Consider the following 15,152-nt stretch of genomic DNA (forward strand, 5'->3'; position numbering starts at 1 on the left):
CATTTACTCCACAGGTTTAACGTTTGATCCAAGAATAGTGGGCTGTCGGGGACAGCCCACGGGATTCTGCTCATGGCCGTAGGCTTACGTCATGGGCGGCTATCCTAAAGCTTCGGATGATATAGTAGCAGCCAGAGGTTAAGCAGAAATAGAAATTGTGCCATAGGAAAACCCCGACATAAAAATATAGGATGGACACGCAGAGGAATCGGAAATGTCCGACAACGGAACAGAGTTGGTTTGCTGGCTATGAGTTTAGCATTGTCATATAAGTAAAAAGGGCTTATCTCAGTTGGCGGCTCCTGCCTTACAACCTTGATAAGCCCTCTTGTCTGGAAGACCTTCTGTTAAATAGCTTATGCCTTCACCAAAGGCTCATTCATCACCTGCGTCTGCTGGCTGATAGATTCTTTATGAATAATTCTCAATAACTTATCAGTGAATTCCTCACTGAGTCCCAGTGCCGCGGCCAGGCTCTTCCTTTGCTTGATGATGGTGTCCCAGCGGTTCACCTGAAGGATAGTTACCTGGTTGTCACGCTTGTATTTTCCTATCTCGACAGCGATCTTCATCCTGTTACCCAATTTTTGGAAGATTTCCTCATCAATCTCGTCAATTTGATGTCTGAGTTCATCTAAGCGGGTTACAAACTCCTGGTTTTCTGTTGTTTTGCTACGAACTATCAACTCACTGAGCAAACGGTTCAATGTGGCAGGTGTTACCTGTTGTTTGGCATCACTCCATGCACTATCGGGAGACATGTGGCTCTCGATCATTAGGCCGTCCATCTCCAGGTCAAGCGCTTTTTGCGCTATCATTCCCAACAGGTCTCTGTTGCCGGCGATATGGCTTGGGTCGCAGATCATAGGCAGCTCGGGGAACCTGCGCTTCAACTCAATGGGGAATTCCCATTTGGGTACATTTCGGTAAGAAGTTTTTTCAAAAGAAGAAAATCCACGGTGGATGGCTGCCAGACGCGTGATGCCGGCCTGATTGATACGCTCAAGTGCTCCTATCCAAAGCTCAAGATCAGGATTCAAAGGGTTTTTTACCATTACAGGTACATCTACACCTTTAAGCACATCGGCGATTTCCTGAACGGAGAAAGGGTTTACAGTAGTTCTGGCACCGATCCATAAGATGTCAATGCCATGTTTTAGTGCCTCTTCTGTATGCTTGGCGTTAGCTACTTCGGTAGAGACCGGGAGTCCGGTTTCTTTTCCTGCGGCTTTGAGCCATTTCAGGCCTTCCTCGCCTACGCCTTCAAATGAATTAGGCCTGGTGCGTGGTTTCCAGATACCAGCCCTCAGCACATCTACCTTGCCGGTAGCTGCCAGTGAGGTTGCTGTTGAGATTACTTGTTCTTCAGTTTCGGCACTGCAAGGGCCACTGATTATTGCTGGTCGGCTGCCTTTGGTTAGCCATGATAGATCGCTGGAGATGTCAAGTTGCTTTTTCATGTTCAATCGTGTTTTTGTTTTCTTCTTTTACTTTACCGTCTAAAATTCTTCTGATATCATTAGCTTTTGTCATCAGCTTATGGATATCATCCTGTTTATTATGTTTTAAAAATGTCTTGAAGTCGTGGAGCTGGTCGATATATTCATCCAGTGCACGCTCCAGGTAGGCTGAATTGTGCTGGAATATGGGCTTCCACATATCCGGCGAGCTTTTGGCCAACCTTACCGTTGAGCTAAAACCAGACCCGGCCATATCGAATATGTTCTTCTCGCTTTCTTCAATGTTCAATACCGTTAAGGCAAGGGCAAATGAGCTGATATGTGAGAGGTGAGAAACATAAGCAATGTGCTTGTCATGCTCATCCGCATCCATATAGTTGAGGTTCATGCCCAGAAGTTTGTACACGTTTTCAACTATCATCAATGCGTCGCTGTCAGACTCATGTCTGTTACAAATTATGCCGGTCTTATTTTGAAAAAGACCTTCAATAGCCGCACCCGGGCCACTATTCTCCGTCCCTGCTATGGGGTGTCCGGCCACAAACCTGCCTCGCATGTGATGGTTTTTTACTACCTCACATATTCCGCCTTTAGTAGACCCAACATCGGTAACGATTTGTGTCTCGTCTATTTTGTCAAGAATATTCAGTACAAGTCGTTTTGCCGCATCCACCGGTATCGATATTATGATCAGATCAGCTTTATTCAGTGCTGTGTCCAACTCAACCACCTCATCTACCAGTCCTGATGCCAATGCCTCCTTTCCATGATCCGGATTGAGGTCTACACCAAATATCTTTTTGATGTAGTTTCGCTTCCTCAGGTCCTTCACCATACTTCCGCCTATCAGGCCTATCCCTATTACTGCTATATTCATATGGCTTCCTGCTTTTCTTTCTGCGCCATTTTAAAGGCCTTGATCCTGGTTAAGGCCAGGTCTATATTCTGTTCATTGCTGCAAAGTGAAGCCCTTAAGTAGCGCTCACCATTTTTGCCGAAAATTTTGCCCGGTGTAATAAATACTTCCGCATTAAAGATCAGGTCATCTACCAATTCTTCTACATTTGCCACGTGATCAGGAATTCTGGCCCATACGAAGAGGCCTACCTGATTCGGATTATAGGTACAGTCAAGCAAGTCAAATACTTTAAAGATCATCTGCTGCCTTCTCTTATACTGTTCATTCAGGTCTCTGAACCAGTCTTCGCCCAGCAGCAATGCTTTGGCTGCCGCCATTTGCAGTGGGTAAAACATACCACTATCAGCATTTGACTTAATGCCAAGTATAGTGTCGATATAAGTTGACTTTCCACACACCCATCCTAAGCGCCAGCCAGCCATGTTATGCGACTTGCTCAGAGAGTTTAACTCCAGTGCTACTTCCTCTGCCCCTTCAATCTGGAAGATGCTGAAAGGTTTGTCGATCAATATCCTGCTGTATGGATTGTCATTGATGATCAGGAATTTATTCTCTTTAGCAAGCTTTATCAATGCCTTCATTACCTCCAGGTCTGGCTCAGCTCCGGTAGGCATATGAGGGAAGTTGATCCACATAAGCTTTACCTTGCTCAGATCCAGTTTTTTTAAACTTTCTATATCCGGTTGGTAGTTGTTTTCTTCCAGCAGATCATACGCTTCAATTTTAGCGCCCGCCAGCTCCGAAACTGAGCTGTAAGTAGGGTATCCGGGATCAGGGATCAGTACGGTATCCCCGGGATTGATAAATGCCTGAGTGATATGGGTAATCCCTTCTTTTGAGCCCATTAAGGGTAAGATTTCCTGTTTAGGGTCAATTGATACACCGTAAGCAGATTGATAATAAGTGCTGATAGCGTCCCTGAGTGTATCAATGCCTTTGTAGCTTTGATAACCATGGATCCCTTTGTGGATTGCACCCTGAGTTAGCGTTTCTACTACAGTTTCATGAGGAGCAAGGTCAGGACTGCCGATAGCCATATTGAGGATATCCATGCCCTTGTCGTTCAGCTCCTTGATCTGACGTAGCTTAGAGGAAAAGTAGTATTCCTTTACGCTGTTTAGTCTTTCTGCTTTACTGATGATCATGATTATTTATTTATTGATTTAGTTCAAATGTTGACTTTCTGTATTCTCCAAGCAGGCTCAGCGAGTGAGACCTTGTGCCTACTTCTGTGAGTGCGGACTGATAACTTGAATAATCCGCCCACTCTACGTCTATATGAAAATAGTATTCATATGGAGTACCCAGGATCGGAATGCTTTGGATCTTGGTCAGGTTAACTTCATTTTGCTTGAAAGCCACCAGCACATCGGCCAGGCTACCTACCTCATGTCCGAGCTGCAGGCGGAGAGAGGCTTTGTTGTTATCCAGGCTTTTGTCATCTTCTCTGCCCAATGCAAGAAAACGGGTGAAATTCTGTTTGTGGGTTTCTATACCCTCTTCCTTGATTTCGAGATCATAAAGTTCAGCGCATATTTTTGATGCGATTATAGCCTTGGTCCTGTCACCTGAACTGGCGAGGTCACGTGCACTTTCTGCAGTGTCATTGGATTCCTTACAGGTCGCTGTCAGGTTCTGGTGAATATATTCCTGGCACTGCTGCAATGCAATAGGGTGCGATTCCACCACCTGAATATCAGAAAGCGCTACACCCGGCAGAGTCATCAGGTTCATTCTGATGTTGAGGTAAACTTCTCCGATCACATGGAATCCGTACTCGTGAATGAGTGCGTAATTACCCAGAATGCTTCCCGCGATAGTGTTTTCAATAGCCATCAAGGCCCTGTCAGCATTACCTTTTTTCAGGGTTTCGCAGAGGTTTTTAAATGTGCTGCATTCTACAATTTCAATATCATCACCGAAATGTTTCTTGGCTGCTGCCTCGTGGAATGCTCCTCTTATACCTTGTATTGCTATTTTCATTTTCTGTTTTTATCGTCGTTTTTAAAATCGAGCAAAAAAAAAGCCCTTCGGTTAGAAGGGCTTTTAGATGTTATATGTCATTTAGAGTTTACATATATCTCCAGCCCTTCTTCTGCGGATAGAAAAAGAAATAGCTAAAGTATATGGTAAACGTGTTATTCATTTTTGGGTCTTGTTGAAACAAATGTAGTTAGATTATTTCCTTAAATGCAAATGGAAATTCAAAAAATAGATCAATTATTTTCCGCAACCGTTTGAAATGGGTGAAAATGGAGTAATTAAAAAGGCCTCAAATTATAAATCTGAGGCCTTTTTGTGACTTTTTCAAAAGTCGGTTTTTTCGCACGTATACTGTTGTGCAAAAAAATCGTGCTTATTTTTCATTATAGATATGTACATCTCTTTGAGGGAATGGAATTGAGATGCCATTTTTATCAAATTCAAGCTTTACCTGCTCTTGAAAGTCCCAGTACAGAGGCCAGTAGTCTGCCCTGTTCACCCAGGGACGCACATTAAAATTGACTGAGCTGTCGCCAAGGCTTGCAACAGTTACAGTTGGTGCAGGCTCGCTTAATATCCGCTCATCGTTTTTGATCATGTTTTCAAGTATATCCTTAGCCTTTTTGATGTCATCACCATAGCCTATGCCAAACACCAGATCAACCCTTCTGTTGTCGTTGGCAGAATAGTTTTTAATGGAGTCGTTGGAAAGCTTTCCATTCGGGATTACGATCTGCACATTGTCGGGTGTTGCCAGTATGGTGTTGAATATCTGTATCTCCTTAACGGTGCCTGAGTGGCCTCCGCCCTCAATGTAGTCACCTACTTTAAATGGCTTGATAGTAAGGATGATCACACCTCCTGCAAAATTTTGAAGAGTGCCCTGTAGGGCTAACCCTACTGCCAAACCGGCGGCACCTATAATGGCTACAAATGAAGTCATCTGTATGCCAAGCGTAGCCAGTACACTCAGGATTAAGAGTACCAGTAAAAGGTTATGAAATAAGCTTTTAAGAAATGGGGTAAGGGAAGCATCCGTGTTCCTTTTTTCCAAAAACTTATTAAAGCTTTTGGATAGAAATTTGATTACCTGAAGCCCTACGACAAGAACCAGGACTCCTTTTATAATCGCCAATCCTATTTCCGTACCTTGTGTGGCCAGAAACAGCTTAAGCTGCTCAATGTATTCCATTGTTTAAGAAGGTTGATTTAGTTAATAAGTTAGTTATTTTTTCTTAACAAACTTATTTTTCTATTGTTCAAGCCTCTGAATATCTGCTCCTAAACGCTTTAATCTCTCATCGATATTCTGATAGCCACGATCAATCTGCTCAACGTTGGATATTACACTTTCCCCATCAGCAGAAAGGGCTGCTATAAGTAAAGAAACACCCGCCCTGATATCAGGAGAAGACATTTTAATACCTTTAAGTTGTTGTTTTCTGTCCAGGCCGATTACTGTGGCGCGGTGAGGATCACATAATATAATTTGTGCTCCCATGTCTATCAGTTTATCGACAAAGAATAAGCGGCTCTCAAACATTTTCTGGTGAATGAGTACAGTTCCCTTGGCTTGAATGGCTGTAACCAGTACAATACTTAACAAATCGGGAGTGAACCCGGGCCAGGGAGCATCAGCAACGGTTAGGATCGAGCCATCAATAAATGTGTCGATCTCGTAGTTCTTTTGTTCGGGAATGTGGATGTCATCTCCTTTGATTTCGAGTTTTATCCCTAATCTTCTGAATACATCCGGAATTAACCCAAGATGATCAACACCTGCGTTTTTAACCGTTATTTCTGACTGGGTCATCGCAGCAAGGCCAATAAAGCTTCCCACTTCGATCATGTCAGGAAGGAGTGTGTGAACAGTACCTCCGAGTGATTCTACACCTTCAATGGTAAGCAGGTTAGAGCCGATGCCATTGATATTGGCGCCCATCCTTACCAGCATTTTGGATAGCTGCTGAATGTAAGGTTCACAGGCAGCGTTGTAAATGGTAGTTTTTCCTTTGGCCAGTACGGCTGCCATCAATATATTGGCAGTACCGGTAACAGAGGCCTCATCCAGGTGTATGTAACAACCTTGCAGATTTGATGCATCGATTTTATAAAAGCTGTCCTTTGCAGAATAGTGGAATTTTGCTCCCAGCTTTTCAAACCCAAGGAAGTGTGTGTCAAGCCTGCGGCGACCTATTTTGTCACCACCCGGCCTCGGGATTTTAGCTGCTCCGTAACGTGCCAATAAAGGTCCCAGGATCATGATTGAGCCCCGGAGGGAAGCAGCTTTGGTTTTGAATTCTTCGGATTCCAGGTAGGCAACATCTATTTCTTTGGCTGTGAACCTGTATGACTCAGAATCGAGCTTTTCAACGGTAGCCCCAAGGTCTCCGATAAGTTCGATCAGTTTATTGACGTCCCTGATGTCCGGGATGCGGTGAATGGTTACAGGCTCGGGGGTGAGCAATGTCGCTGCTATAATCTGTAAAGCCTCATTTTTTGCTCCCTGAGGTATGATCTCCCCCTTTAATTTTTTTCCTCCCTGGATCTTAAAAGAACTCATTAATTTCTTTTTCTTCTGTTACGGTTGCTACTTTTTCTATCGTTGGATTTGCCTGATGCAGGTCTGGCATTTCTTCGTTTGTTGGAGTAAAGTTTTTCAAACAGGTTATCTTCCTTAACCTTATCCAGGTCAATGGTAAGTTCTCCTTTCGATATGGTTTTGATATTTTCCAGGATCACTGAGTCATCAATAACCTCTTTGTTCCAACTGCTGTAGAAACTCTTCATGAGTTTGCCGATATAGATAATAGCCTCTTCCCGTTCAGCAGGGTCCTCTTTTTTAATGGCTTCTTTGATCAGCAGCTCAATGTTTTTGCCGTAGTGCTTGAATTTTACATCATGTTTGGAGTAGTCGAGCCTTTTTGGTTTCTTGTTCAGCACTTCTTTTTCAGGCATTGGGTAGGGCGCTTCTATGTCAATATCAAAGTTTGACATGATGTAAAGGTCGTCCCATAGCTTCTGGCTCGTTTCAGGGGTTTCTTTTACCGTAGGGGTAACCTGCTTCATCAACTCAATGAGAGTTTCGGCACTTTCTGTTCTTTTGCTTTTATCCTGAATGGTTTTGATGTATTCAACGAGCTTCTGAACGTTCCTTCCGTATTCTCTTAAGATCAAAGGAGGTTGACTTGTGTTATATTCCATATAAGGGTACGTTATACTCCTAGTTAGAGTGTATCTTTAATTTAGCAAAACTAAGTAATAAAGTCTTTTCTCCAAAGTCATCAAAATTAACTTTGGCCTTTCGGTTTGCACCGCTATCGTCCATTTCCATGACCATGCCATATCCGAACTTGGGATGCTCTACTTTCATACCTGCCTGCAAACCTGATGTATCACTGGGTTCAAAATCAGCAGAAGGTTTATAGCTGGTCTTTTTTACTACGGGCTGAGAGCTGGTGGTCTTTCTCATACCACTAACAAAGCTTTTGGTGTAATTGTTAGTGTCAATTACCGGTTCGCTCTTGCTGAATTTTTTGCTGACCTTAATAAAATCAGGGTCTATTTCATCGATGAAGCGGCTGGGTTCACAGTTTTTCAGGCGCCCGAACCGATACCTTGATAAGGCGTAAGACAGGAACAGCTTCCTTTCAGCCCTGGTGATGGCTACATAAAACAGTCGCCTTTCTTCTTCCAGGTCAGCACGGCTGCTGAGCATCATCTGGGAAGGGAAGAGGTCTTCTTCAAGCCCTACGACATAAACATTTTTAAATTCCAGCCCCTTGGCCATGTGAATGGTCATCAGGGTTACTTTTTCCTCATCGTCGTCTTTGTCATTGTCTACCCCGGTGATCAAAGCTATTTCCTGGAGGAAAGCCCCCAAAGATTTATCTTCCTTTTCGGGATCATCCACATACTCTTTTACTGCATTGAGCAATTCCTGTACGTTTTCATAGCGGCTCAGGCCTTCAACAGTTTTGTCGGCATACAACTCTTTCATTATGCCTGACCCTTTAGCTATGAGGGAGGCCGCTTCATAGGCATCTTTGCTTTCGATGTCGTATTTAAACCTCTTGATAAGAGCAACAAAATCGATAACCGCATTGGCTGCCCTTCCGGGAAGAAATGAGCTGATGTTATTCAATACATCCCACAGGCTCATATCATGATCGTTGGCAGCTACAATTATTTTATCCACGCTGGTGTCACCAATACCGCGTTTGGGGTAATTGATGATCCTTCTCAGGGACTGCTCATCATTATGGTTAATGGCAAACCGCAGGTACGCCATCAGGTCTTTGATCTCCTTTCGCTGATAGAAGGAGAGACCACCAACTATTTTATATTTGATATTCATTCGTCGCAGGGCTTCTTCCATGGCCCTGGACTGGCTGTTGGTTCGGTATAGGATCGCAAAATCACTGTTTTTTAATTGATTTTGCATTTTTTCTTCAAATATTGAAGATGCCACCAGCTTTCCCTCTTCGTTGTCAGAGGTAGCTTTCAGTAACTCTATTAGTGTGCCGTCTTCGTTGTCAGTCCAAACATTTTTCTTGAGCTGCGCCCTGTTCTTACCAATGATGGAGTTAGCGGCATTTACAATGGTTTTGGTAGAGCGGTAGTTCTGCTCCAGCTTAATTACCCGAAGGTCAGGGTAGTCTTTTTCAAAATTCAGAATATTCTGGATGTCAGCTCCCCGGAAGGCGTAGATACTCTGGGCATCATCTCCCACAACGCAGATATTTTGCCTGACCGCCGATAGCTTTTTGGTGATCAGGTACTGAGAAATATTGGTATCCTGAAACTCATCGACCATTACATAGTGGAACCGCTGCTGGTATTTGTTAAGCACATCCAGGTGGTCTTTGAAGAGTACATTAGTATTGAAAAGCAGGTCATCAAAATCCATCGCCCCGGCCTTGAAGCATCTCTCGGAGTATATTTTATAGATCCTTCCCAGCTCCGGTTTCATGTTGCTTTCATCGTCCGCTTTGAATACCGGGTTTCTCAGATATTCCTTCCATGAAATGAGCCTGTTCTTGGCTCCTGAGATCCTGTTGAAAACCACATTGGGTTTGTAGATCTTATCATCCAGGTTCAGTTCTTTTACAATGCTTTTGATCAGTTGCTTCGAGTCGTCGGCATCATAGATGGTGAAGTTGCTCGGGTAGCCTAACTTATCGGCTTCCGCCCTTAGGATACGGGCAAAAACAGAGTGGAAAGTTCCCATCCAGAGGTTTCTGGCTTCGGTGCCGACCACTTTTTCAATCCTGTTACGCATTTCTTTGGCTGCCTTATTGGTAAAGGTCAGGGATAGAATGTTAAAAGGATCCACCCCTTTTTTTTCTATCAGATAAGCGATACGAAAGGTAAGTACTCTTGTTTTTCCTGAGCCGGCACCTGCAATGATCATGGTAGGTCCCTCCGTGTTCACTACCCCCTCGTACTGCGGCTCGTTAAGGCTTTTAAGATAATCCATTCTCGAACTTTAATCGACACACAATGTAATCCGCAAAGGTCAGAAATAAAATTAATAACCAAACAATTAACGTCTTCTAATCCATTAAAAATTCCACGCGCCGACAGGGAATTCCGGAGTGGCCCTAATGGGTGAAAATTGAAGCAGGATATTCATAAGGCTTTGATGATCTTTTTATTGATAAAATATGTTGGTGCACTTTAATGGTTTTTATCTTTTATCTTTGCAGAATGATTGAATTGGGAAATGTGATACTGTCGGATGATATCAAAGAGAAGTTCTTTGTTTGTAATCTGGAGAAATGTAAAGGGGCTTGTTGTGTGGAAGGCGATCTTGGTGCCCCTTTGGAGAATGATGAACTTATTAAACTGGTGGAAGTGTATGAGCATGTAGAGCCGTATTTGTCAGAAGAGGGGAAGAAAGCCATACAAGAGCAGGGTAAATATGTGTTGGACGAAGACGACGAGTACTCTACGCCTACCATTGAGGGAAAGGAATGTGCCTACGCAATCTATGATGACAGGGGAATTTTGAAATGTGGGATAGAGCAGGCTTATCTGGATGGAAAAATAGGCTTCAAGAAACCGATTAGTTGCCACTTATACCCTATTCGTGCCAAAAAGTACGATCAATTTGAAGCATTGAATTATGACCGTTGGAGTATATGCAGCCCTGCATGTAGCCTCGGTGAAGAGCTTCAGGTCCCTGTCTACAAGTTTTTGAAAGATGCCCTGATACGCAAGTACGGCGAGCAATGGTACAGTGATCTTGTGAAACTTATCGAAGAAGAAAATCAGAGGTAGCGGATCAATCGGAATTTCTCGGGAGTCCACTACATTTCTACTCTCTGTTTGACATGAGCCTTTTAATGGCAATCGGCAAAACACAAAATGGCAATAGATGCGGTTTGCTAATTTTCAGTGGTGAGCTTCATGTTGCAGGCTTTATTGCGATCTGTTTGCTCCACAGGTTTTTAACCTGGTGCATAATAGCACGCTTTCTATTGAAGGGGCACGAAGAAAGCAAACCTGATGGCCAGTGCATTGTCGTTGTCAGCGCTGTCTCCCAGGGTACTGATGTTGTCCAGATAATCCGTTAGTGTGTTATAATACCCGGCCTGTAGTGATACACCATATTGGTTAGGGAGGAGATAAATAACCCCCAGGTTTGTAGGTAACATGAGTGACTCTTGTCTGTAGGTTTCCTCCTCTGCGCGCGTTTCGGGGAGGTCTGCCAGGTCATTGCCTTCATCATCCTTAGGAGAAAAACGGATCATGCCGATCCCCTGACTGATGTAGACGATGAGGTTTCTCTTTTTTATGATATTATAATGCAGGTCATAGTTGATGTAGAAGAAGTTGGTCTTGAAAAACTTGTTCGGAGAGGGGAGAGGTGTCTGGTTAGAGTCAAATGTAAAATCACGGTCTTCACCGTTGAGCGTACCAGCCCCGATATTGATGTTGCCGTTAAGTCTTTTCTTCCTGTTGAGTTGAAGGCCAATGTGGAACGATGAAGTATATTTCTTCTTTCCCTCCAGATCTCCATTGTACGAATTAACACTCGTGCCAATATGCAGCCACATACGGGTGGTATCCTGTGCACTACACCATAACGTGCTGAATAATAACAAAGTGAAGGTTATATATTTCATACTACATCTTTTTTCCATGGTCAAAGTAATGCGAATCGGGCTAAAAAGCTACTTTGATAACAGTATTTAACTAAAAAAGATAGACTGATGTAACAAAAAAAGCTACCCAAATTCAATTGAGTAGCTTTAATTCTTGTAATGATTACTTCTATTTCAGATCAGAGAAATCAAAGGTATCTAGAAACTTTGTGGTAAAGTTGCCTTCTTTGAACTGTTTGTCATCCATCAGTTTCAGATGGAAAGGAATGGTTGTTTTTATTCCTTCGATTACAAATTCTGACAGCGCACGCTTCATCCTTGTAATTACCTCTTCTCTTGACTGGCCACTCACAATAAGTTTGGCAATCATAGAATCGTAGTTAGGCGGAATGGTATAGCCTGCATACACATGGCTATCCACACGTACACCGTGGCCACCTGGCATGTGCAGGTTTGTGATCTTGCCCGGCGAAGGTCGGAACCCGTTTGTCGGATCCTCTGCGTTGATCCTGCATTCCATAGCGTACAGGTTCGGGAAATAGTTCTTTCCTGAGATCTCTATACCGGCAGCTACTTTAATTTGCTCTTTGATCAGGTCGTAATCGGTAACTTCCTCAGTTATCGGGTGCTCTACCTGTATCCTTGTATTCATTTCCATGAAGTAGAAGTCTCCATGCTTGTCTACGAGGAATTCCACTGTTCCTGCGCCTTCATATTTGATGGCTTCGGCACCTTTAATGGCTGCCGCTCCCATTTTTTCACGTAGCTTTTGGCTTACGATAGGTGAAGGAGTCTCCTCAACGAGCTTCTGGTGCCTTCTCTGAATAGAGCAGTCACGCTCTGACAAGTGGCAAACCCGTCCGTTCTTATCACCTACTACCTGAATTTCTATATGGCGTGGTTCTTCAACGAATTTCTCAAGATAAAGGCCGTTATTACCAAAAGCTGCGGCAGATTCCTGTCTGGCATCATCCCATGCTTTTTTAAATCCGGCTTCGTCTTTAACGATACGCATACCACGTCCACCACCACCGGCGGTGGCTTTGAGTATAACAGGGTATTTGATCTTTTTGGCAATCTTCATTCCCTCTTCCACACTTTTCAAAAGTCCTTCGGAACCGGGAATGGTAGGCACACCGGCTTTTTTCATGGTTGCCTTGGCCGTAGCCTTGTCACCCATTTTGTTTATCATGTCGGGAGAAGCACCAATAAATTTGATACCGTACTCCTGGCACACAGCACTGAATTCGGCGTTTTCAGCCAGGAATCCATATCCGGGGTGGATAGCATCAGCATTGGTAATCTCTGCTGCAGCTATCAGGTTAGGGATATTTAAATATGACTCGCTACTTGGTGCTTTACCGATACAAACGGCTTCGTCTGCAAATCGCACATGAAGGCTGTCTTTGTCAGCAAGGGAATAGACCGCTACGGTTTTGATGTTCATCTCCCGGCAGGTCCTGATGATCCTCAGCGCGATCTCTCCTCTGTTGGCTATTAATATTTTTTTAAACACAGTAATCTAATTTAGATTTACGATTAATTAATAAGCTGTCCGTTTTAAGGATTCTCTCTTTAGAATCGTAAACTATCAGGACGGGTCAACCAGGAACAATACCTGATCGTATTCTACAGGAGAAGCATTGTCAACCATTACTTTTACAATGGTTCCTGATACTTCTGTTTCGATCTCATTGAATAGCTTCATAGCTTCAATGATACAAACAGGCTGTCCTTTTTCCACTTTGTCGCCAACTGCTACAAAAGCTGGGGAGTCAGGGTTAGGAGACCTGTAGAAAGTTCCTATCATAGGAGATTTTATTTCAAGATAGTTAGAGGTGCTTTCTGCTTTAGGGGCTTCACCACCACCTGTTGCTGCCGGTGTTGCTGCCTGTTGTTGAACAGGTGCTGTTGCCACGGTTTGAGGAGCTACTGCCGGGGCACTGGCTTCTACAAAACGGGTCTGAACTTCAGCATCTCTTTTTACGGAGAGCTTCAGCTCTTCGGTTTCTATGTTCACCTCATTAAGTCCCGTTTGGGAAATAAAGTCTATAAGGTCTCTGATTTCTTTTGTCTTCATATGGAGAAATTTTCTTCAGTTGATTTATTCCTTTACTCTTTCTGAGTACGAGTTGGTTCTGGTATCTATTTTTATTTTATCACCTTCATTAATGAATAAAGGCACCTGAATTTCAGCTCCGGTTTCCAAAGTTGCGGGTTTAGTGGCATTCGTTGCCGTATCTCCCTTAATGCCCGGTTCTGTATAAGTGATCACAAGCTCCACAAAAGCAGGTAATTCCAGTCCGATGATCTTTTCGGCTTCTGCGTGATAGAGTATATCTACTTCCTGTCCGTCTTTGATCAGGCCTGTGTTTTCAATCAGGTCTTCATCCACTACAGCCTGCTCAAAAGTATTGCTATCCATAAAGTGATAGCCAAGGTCATCTTTATAAAGAAACTGATGAGGCCTTCTTTCGATCCTTGCAGTCGTGATCTTATGTCCTGCTGAAAAAGTATTTTCTACAACCTTACCAGTAGTAAGGCTTTTTAATTTGGTTCTTACAAAAGCTGGTCCTTTGCCAGGTTTAACATGTTGAAATTCTACAATTGTGTAGAGCCCATTGTTATACTCTAAGCATAAACCGTTCTTAAAATCGGCCGTTGTTGCCATGTCAGAATAATTTTAAACTAATTTACAAATCAACTTAAGAATAACAATAAAGATTACTTAGGATCGTATGCCCATTTGAGATAAATAGCTCCCCAGGTAAATCCACCTCCGAAAGCTGCCATGATAAGGTTGTCGCCTTTCTTTAACTGCGACTCATAGTCCCACAATAGCAATGGAATGGTGCCTGATGTGGTATTACCATATTTGGCAATATTCATCATTACCTTCTCGTCGGTAATACCCATTCTTTGGGCAGTGGCATCAATGATCCTTTTGTTGGCCTGGTGCGCCACCAGCCAGTCTACCTGGTCTGCTGTCAGGTTATTTCTTTCCATGATCTTGGCTGCATAGTCAGCCATATTAGTCACTGCAAATTTAAATACAGTGGCGCCATCCTGGCGTGCATAATGTTCCTTGGCGGTTACTGTCTCTACGGTTGCAGGGTATCTGCTGCCTCCGGCCTTCATATTAAGGAATTCAGCTCCTTTGCCATCAACTTTATGAATGGAGTCAATGATACCCACATCTTCAGTGGTTGGCTCAAGCAGAACGGCTCCGGCGCCATCTCCAAAGATGATACAGGTAGTTCTGTCTGTATAGTCAATAATAGATGACATTTTATCGGCACCTATTACAAGTACTTTTTTGTATTTTCCGGTTTCTATAAACTGGCTGCCTGTAGTAAGTGCGTAAAGGAAGCCTGAGCATGCAGCTCCGATGTCGTAGCTAAATGCATTTACTGCTCCGATTTCGGCGGAAATAACATTGGCGGTAGCCGGGAAAACCATGTCAGGTGTTACCGTAGCACAAATGATCAGATCTATATCTTCCGGATTGGTGCCGGTCTTCTCGAGCAGGCCCTTAGCTGCTGCAGCGGCCATTACAGACGTTCCCTGACCTTCACCCTTTAATATCCTTCTTTCCTTTATACCAGTTCTGGTGGTTATCCATTCATCGCTGGTATCCACCATAGTTTCGAGTTCTTTGTTGGTTAGTATATAGTCAGGTAC

At 43.4% G+C, this 15,152-nt stretch carries 14 protein-coding genes; 1 reads left to right on the forward strand and 13 read right to left on the reverse strand.

All coding sequences use genetic code 11. From position 1 onward, the window contains the following. Window positions 1-356: 356 nt before the first annotated feature. From E1163_RS10680 to E1163_RS10715, 8 genes are all read right to left on the reverse strand, one after another. Entirely contained in the window at window positions 357-1,460 is a 1,104-nt protein-coding gene (locus E1163_RS10680; protein WP_155171480.1) for a chorismate mutase, read from the reverse strand. Then, entirely contained in the window at window positions 1,444-2,337 is an 894-nt protein-coding gene (locus E1163_RS10685) for a prephenate dehydrogenase (protein ID WP_155171482.1), read from the reverse strand. Before E1163_RS10685 ends, E1163_RS10680 begins: the two co-directional genes overlap by 17 nt. Beyond that, window positions 2,334-3,524, reverse strand: coding sequence for a pyridoxal phosphate-dependent aminotransferase (locus E1163_RS10690; protein WP_155171484.1), 1,191 nt, complete (start codon window positions 3,522-3,524; stop codon window positions 2,334-2,336). The genes E1163_RS10685 and E1163_RS10690 overlap by 4 nt, the downstream gene beginning before the upstream one ends. A gap of 10 nt (window positions 3,525-3,534) precedes the next feature. Then, complete coding sequence (locus E1163_RS10695; RefSeq protein ID WP_155171486.1) at window positions 3,535-4,362, reverse strand: prephenate dehydratase; 828 nt, start codon at window positions 4,360-4,362, stop codon at window positions 3,535-3,537. A gap of 373 nt (window positions 4,363-4,735) precedes the next feature. Continuing rightward, window positions 4,736-5,554 (reverse strand): mechanosensitive ion channel family protein, encoded by an 819-nt coding sequence (locus E1163_RS10700; protein WP_155171488.1) that lies wholly within the window; start codon window positions 5,552-5,554, stop codon window positions 4,736-4,738. A gap of 60 nt (window positions 5,555-5,614) precedes the next feature. Beyond that, window positions 5,615-6,925, reverse strand: a complete 1,311-nt coding sequence (gene murA, locus E1163_RS10705) for a UDP-N-acetylglucosamine 1-carboxyvinyltransferase (protein WP_155171490.1) — start codon at window positions 6,923-6,925, stop codon at window positions 5,615-5,617. Continuing rightward, window positions 6,925-7,566, reverse strand: coding sequence for a DUF4290 domain-containing protein (locus tag E1163_RS10710; RefSeq protein ID WP_155171492.1), 642 nt, complete (start codon window positions 7,564-7,566; stop codon window positions 6,925-6,927). Before E1163_RS10710 ends, murA begins: the two co-directional genes overlap by 1 nt. A 19-nt stretch (window positions 7,567-7,585) precedes the next feature. Further along, on the reverse strand, window positions 7,586-9,841 hold the full coding sequence (locus E1163_RS10715) for an ATP-dependent helicase (protein WP_155171494.1): 2,256 nt from the start codon (window positions 9,839-9,841) through the stop codon (window positions 7,586-7,588). A 230-nt stretch (window positions 9,842-10,071) separates the two neighbouring features. On the opposite strand from E1163_RS10715, the gene E1163_RS10720 reads away from it, so the two are divergent. Then, a complete protein-coding gene (locus tag E1163_RS10720; protein ID WP_155171496.1) occupies window positions 10,072-10,644 on the forward strand; it encodes a DUF3109 family protein in 573 nt (190 codons plus the stop codon). Window positions 10,645-10,841: 197 nt separating this feature from the next. On the opposite strand, the gene E1163_RS10725 is transcribed toward E1163_RS10720, so the two are convergent. From E1163_RS10725 to E1163_RS10745, 5 genes are all read right to left on the reverse strand, one after another. After that, a complete protein-coding gene (locus tag E1163_RS10725) occupies window positions 10,842-11,492 on the reverse strand; it encodes an outer membrane beta-barrel protein (protein WP_185156046.1) in 651 nt (216 codons plus the stop codon). Window positions 11,493-11,640: 148 nt separating this feature from the next. After that, on the reverse strand, window positions 11,641-12,987 hold the full coding sequence (accC, locus tag E1163_RS10730; protein ID WP_343033807.1) for an acetyl-CoA carboxylase biotin carboxylase subunit: 1,347 nt from the start codon (window positions 12,985-12,987) through the stop codon (window positions 11,641-11,643). A 75-nt stretch (window positions 12,988-13,062) separates the two neighbouring features. After that, complete coding sequence (gene accB, locus E1163_RS10735) at window positions 13,063-13,551, reverse strand: acetyl-CoA carboxylase biotin carboxyl carrier protein (RefSeq protein ID WP_155171500.1); 489 nt, start codon at window positions 13,549-13,551, stop codon at window positions 13,063-13,065. Window positions 13,552-13,575: 24 nt separating this feature from the next. After that, complete coding sequence (gene efp / locus E1163_RS10740) at window positions 13,576-14,142, reverse strand: elongation factor P (RefSeq protein ID WP_155171502.1); 567 nt, start codon at window positions 14,140-14,142, stop codon at window positions 13,576-13,578. A 53-nt stretch (window positions 14,143-14,195) separates the two neighbouring features. Beyond that, window positions 14,196-15,152, reverse strand: a 957-nt coding sequence (locus tag E1163_RS10745; RefSeq protein ID WP_155171507.1) for a beta-ketoacyl-ACP synthase III, incomplete at its 5' end; no start/stop codon positions are given.

The organism is Fulvivirga kasyanovii (assembly GCF_009711405.1).
Taxonomy (GTDB): Bacteria; Bacteroidota; Bacteroidia; order Cytophagales; family Cyclobacteriaceae; genus Fulvivirga; species Fulvivirga kasyanovii.

Excerpts from the sequence above, each read along its gene's own strand:
- E1163_RS10695 (WP_155171486.1), bottom strand. The coding sequence starts at position 4,362 with ATGAAAATAGCAATACAAGGTATAAGAGGAGCATTCCACGAGGCAGCA.
- E1163_RS10725 (WP_185156046.1), bottom strand. The coding sequence starts at position 11,492 with ATGAAATATATAACCTTCACTTTGTTATTATTCAGCACGTTATGGTGT.
- E1163_RS10710 (WP_155171492.1), bottom strand. The coding sequence starts at position 7,566 with ATGGAATATAACACAAGTCAACCTCCTTTGATCTTAAGAGAATACGGA.
- efp (WP_155171502.1), bottom strand. The coding sequence starts at position 14,142 with ATGGCAACAACGGCCGATTTTAAGAACGGTTTATGCTTAGAGTATAAC.
- E1163_RS10715 (WP_155171494.1), bottom strand. The coding sequence starts at position 9,841 with ATGGATTATCTTAAAAGCCTTAACGAGCCGCAGTACGAGGGGGTAGTG.
- E1163_RS10680 (WP_155171480.1), bottom strand. The coding sequence starts at position 1,460 with ATGAAAAAGCAACTTGACATCTCCAGCGATCTATCATGGCTAACCAAA.
- E1163_RS10720 (WP_155171496.1), top strand. The coding sequence starts at position 10,072 with ATGATTGAATTGGGAAATGTGATACTGTCGGATGATATCAAAGAGAAG.
- E1163_RS10685 (WP_155171482.1), bottom strand. The coding sequence starts at position 2,337 with ATGAATATAGCAGTAATAGGGATAGGCCTGATAGGCGGAAGTATGGTG.
- E1163_RS10700 (WP_155171488.1), bottom strand. The coding sequence starts at position 5,554 with ATGGAATACATTGAGCAGCTTAAGCTGTTTCTGGCCACACAAGGTACG.
- accB (WP_155171500.1), bottom strand. The coding sequence starts at position 13,551 with ATGAAGACAAAAGAAATCAGAGACCTTATAGACTTTATTTCCCAAACG.
- murA (WP_155171490.1), bottom strand. The coding sequence starts at position 6,925 with ATGAGTTCTTTTAAGATCCAGGGAGGAAAAAAATTAAAGGGGGAGATC.
- E1163_RS10690 (WP_155171484.1), bottom strand. The coding sequence starts at position 3,524 with ATGATCATCAGTAAAGCAGAAAGACTAAACAGCGTAAAGGAATACTAC.